General features: G+C 44.0%; 4 protein-coding genes. 3 read left to right on the top strand and 1 reads right to left on the bottom strand.

Annotated elements, in window-relative coordinates; translation table 11 throughout:
• From OEM52_14565 to OEM52_14555, 3 genes are all read left to right on the top strand, one after another.
• On the top strand, positions 1–1,272 hold a 1,272-nt coding region (locus tag OEM52_14565), incomplete at its 5' end, for a BamA/TamA family outer membrane protein (protein MDK9701358.1).
• Between the two features lie 455 nt (positions 1,273–1,727).
• Complete coding sequence (locus OEM52_14560) at positions 1,728–2,150, top strand: ice-binding family protein (GenBank protein MDK9701357.1); 423 nt, start codon at positions 1,728–1,730, stop codon at positions 2,148–2,150.
• The gene (locus OEM52_14555; GenBank protein ID MDK9701356.1) at positions 2,135–2,380 is read left to right on the top strand and encodes an ice-binding family protein; all 246 of its coding nucleotides are present in this window, start codon (positions 2,135–2,137) and stop codon (positions 2,378–2,380) included. Before OEM52_14560 ends, OEM52_14555 begins: the two co-directional genes overlap by 16 nt.
• A gap of 445 nt (positions 2,381–2,825) precedes the next feature.
• On the opposite strand, the gene OEM52_14550 is transcribed toward OEM52_14555, so the two are convergent.
• Positions 2,826–3,336 (bottom strand): hypothetical protein (locus tag OEM52_14550; protein ID MDK9701355.1); only part of this gene is annotated, 511 nt, incomplete at its 5' end.

The following is a 3,336-nucleotide window of genomic DNA, read 5'->3' as shown; positions in this document are numbered from 1 at the left end:
ATCCAACGTGGAGAGGAAGCAGCCCGCCGCGCATTACCGGAAATTCGGCAGTTTGCCCTACAACAAAAAGTACATCCTGGTAAGAAACGGGAGTTGTTTCAACCTTCGGAAACAGTGGTGGTCAATGAAATAAAGATCAAAGGTTTGAACCGCACTACCGCGCTTATGGTGAAAACTCGCATCGGTTTTGATATTCCGGCAGAGTTAACAGCAAACGAGTTAGAAAAAACCGTCAACAATATTTACAGCACCGGATTTTACGAACGGGTCTACTACCGCCTTCATGAAAACGCCGCAGCCAATACGATGGAGATTTTCGTCATCGAAAAAGAAAGCGATCAACTTCGGTTCGGTTTCCATTATGATAGCGATCAAAAAGCTGCCGCTATCTTGAATGCAACTTTACGGAACATTTATCGAGGATCGCTGACAACAATTGACGTCGTGTTAGGTAACGAAGAACATTATCGATTTTCGCATTCAGTAACTACTAATCAGAAGCCGAGGCTCGGTCTTCGGTTTTTTTTCGATCACGAACGAAGCGACGGACTGCTATTCAATGCAGTTTCAGGTAAGATGCATCAGCGACTACGAGAGACGACGGCAGGCATATTTGTGGGCACTGTGTACTCATCAACTTTTGTCGGAGGTGTAGGCACCGATTGGAATTATCATACTTCCAGCGACATTATCTCCGATACGAGTTTTGCACCAACCATAACAGAAATATTTTATTCCTGGTATGCTTCGCTTCAATACGAAACACTTGATCGGATAAACTTTCCTACCAGCGGCGCTCAATTCACCGGGATCGGGAAGTTGGCGGAACGTCGTCTTGGCAGCCGTCGTAATTTTCGGATGTTACGTGCAAGCGGCGCAGGGTATCTACCAATCGCAGAAGGGTGGACAGCCTCAACGGGATTTCAAATCGCAAGCAATGTCGGTGACGAATTACCAAGTAACTCAAGTATCCCGATGGGTGGGATTGATGATTTTCTTGGGTATGAGTACCGGGAAGTAAACGGAAACCATAAACAGATTGCCCGAATCGGGTTACAGTGGGAGCCTTGGCCGAACAAATTCCTTTTACTGCGGGCAAACACCGGAAATGTATTTGAGAAATGGCAATGGAATGTTACAACCAATCGCTACGTTGCCGGTTGGGGAGTAACAGCAGGGTGGTTGACCGTGGCTGGTCCTTTACAATTCACTGTGCATGGTTCAGTAAACAATACGGCATTGTACAATTTTCGTTTTGGGTATATGTTTTAACTCTGGGCAACTATAAATTTCTTAAAGCGAAATAGCTTCGAGAACATTTCCTTATCTTATGTGTTTACTCCACGCAGTTTCGGTTCTAAGTCAAGAGTAACACGATCATATTCTTCACACAGTCTTCCGGCGTTTGCCTCCTAACCCACATTCCAATTTTCTTGCATCTTACGCTCGCATCAGACATGTCATGCGACTGTATCGTTTGATAGCACTAAACATTTTTCATCACATTATTTGTATTCCAATACAATCACTATGCCATCTGAAGTGTGTTCGATCAATGCGTTGAATTTCATTGGCTTGATAGTCAGCAGCGTTTTCTTATCCTTGTTTCGATCCCACTCTCGCTTGCATGATCACTTTTGAGTGGTATGAGCTTTGGTTTTGGTTACGCTGTTACAGTTCGTTCGTGATTTGCACGAAGTTCAGCGTTCTTTCAATTAGAGGTTATCATGAAACACTTGTTGTTGTATTTAGTGCACTCCCTTCTACCCATTCTTTTGATTGGTGCTGCAAACTTCTGCGTTTTGGCTGGTTCCACGGTTACAAACACAGGTTTTACTATCGCTATTGGCGATTTAGGTGTAAGTCCTGGCAGTGCCGTTACCGGATTTCCACCTGGTGTTGTGAATGGAATGATGTATGTCGGCGATGTGATTGCTTTGCAAGCACAGCTTGATTTGAGTAGCGCCTATCGCGACGCTGCTGGTCGAGTAAATGCACCGATCACGGTGTCCGGAAACCTGGGCGGGCTTACGCTTGCACTAGGACTTTACAAGTCGACTTCTTCTCTTGCGGTTTCAGTAGGGGATCTCACTCTTGATGCGCAAGGTGATGTAAATGCGGTGTGGGTTTTCAAATGGCGTCGACACTAACAACGACGAGTGGACGTCAGATCATTTTGAGTGGAGGTGCGCAGGAAAAGAATATTTATTGGCAAGTTGGCTCTTCCGCTACCCTTGGTTCGACATCGGTCTTCAAGGGAACGATTATGGCGGATCAGTCGATTACACTCAATACGGGTGCAGTATTGGATGGTCGAGCTTTAACGCGCATTGGTGCTGTCGCTTTAGATTCCAATACGATCACTGTTCCCGCTCCTTAAGCCAAGGTGTTAACTCTCTCTCGTGAAAACTACGCTTGCGGTCAGTTAGCAAAACATGTGAACTATGCCATAATTATACAACAAAATACATTTCAAAGATCTCTTGTTCTTCAGGTTTGTCGGGTTATCACAATGCCAAGTAGTGTTGTCGATTCATTACCATTAAGGGTACTTTTTGAGTGAGGTTGTAGTTGAAGAAAAGCTCTTTCAGGTTGAATCAGAGCCATTCAATGGAGTTCAGGCCGGGCGATTTTGTACGAACGGTACTTTATCTCGATATGGTTGCTATTGTAACGTCTCTACTTTGTTTCTACGGGCGTTATCCAACACCTCCTGAGTGCTATATTCAATCGATTCTTTCGAAAACTTATCAAGAAAAATATAAAAGACTTGCAATCGACAAAGAGAAGACAAAACTGGACCGATGTAGTAGATTTCCTGCGGTTTACTTCTTTGGTTCGATCTCTACAATATTTGATTTGGGATCATTTGTTAAAACGATGTTTCCTATGTCCGCTTCCGTCAATTCGATTGCGCTTCCGTTCATATTCACCTTTGCTTTACCAGTGATCTCTCCGTTAATCTCCAGTCGTACCTTTTGTTGGCTGCCTTTCTCGACCTTTCGCGAGAGGATCAAATTCTCTAATTTTCGGGCCGAGATTAAATCGCGGGCTGGTTTGATTGATTCTAAAAGTTTTCGTGAGGTTGTTACTTCTTCCAACGACATCGTCGCATTCGTTACGTAGCGGATACTTTTCATAAATTGGATCAATGCACCGTGAATGTTGTCGATTTCCAACTGTTGCAACACATCGGAACCAAAGTATTGTCCAAGCTTGTTAATGCTTTGCTCAGCATGAGAAATCACTAACTGATTTTGTTCTAACCGTTTCGCAGAAAAATGGGCAGTACCAATGTTGATTTCGGTCGGTTGTTCGTTGGGAGACTCAACAATA

The sequence above is a fragment of the bacterium genome (assembly GCA_030247525.1).
In the GTDB taxonomy this organism is placed as follows: Bacteria; Electryoneota; JAOADG01; order JAOADG01; family JAOADG01; genus JAOTSC01.
Note: the sequence above shows the minus strand (reverse complement) of the source record. Positions and strands in the feature narration are given on the sequence as shown.

Excerpts from the sequence above, each read along its gene's own strand:
- OEM52_14560 (MDK9701357.1), top strand. The coding sequence starts at position 1,728 with ATGAAACACTTGTTGTTGTATTTAGTGCACTCCCTTCTACCCATTCTT.
- OEM52_14555 (MDK9701356.1), top strand. The coding sequence starts at position 2,135 with ATGGCGTCGACACTAACAACGACGAGTGGACGTCAGATCATTTTGAGT.